The organism is Bradyrhizobium sp. Ken01, assembly GCF_055807355.1.
Genome location: NZ_JBVVPC010000179.1, coordinates 1 through 304, shown reverse-complemented (window position 1 = coordinate 304; position 304 = coordinate 1). Strand labels below are relative to the sequence as shown.

The 304-nt window shown below is 63.2% G+C and carries 1 protein-coding gene; it reads right to left on the bottom strand.

Going from position 1 to position 304, the window contains the following annotated elements; all coding sequences use genetic code 11:
* A partial coding sequence (locus AC0L3S_RS39265; protein ID WP_473285330.1) for a YkoF family thiamine/hydroxymethylpyrimidine-binding protein occupies positions 1-241 on the bottom strand: 241 nt, incomplete at its 3' end.
* Between the last annotated feature and the right edge of the window lie 63 nt (positions 242-304).

The following is a 304-nucleotide window of genomic DNA, read 5'->3' as shown; positions in this document are numbered from 1 at the left end:
GGCAGCCGCGCGAGATGGTGGCCGACAACACGCAATGTTTGCCGCTGCGTGCCGCCGCCACGAAGAGGTCGCGCATGGCAGGAAACAGCACTTCGGGCGGCCCGACCAGCAAGGTCGAGATGTCGTCGGTCTCGATCCTGAGTTTGTCGCGCCAGGGATCGAGCGCACCGAGCGCGCCAAGGATGACACCGACGAAATCGTCGGTCATGGGATATAGGGAAATCTGTGCGCCTGAAAACATCGCCCGCCTCGCTCCGCTGGTATTACCCAGATCAGCTTCTAGGGTCTGTGGGCTTGCCGCCCC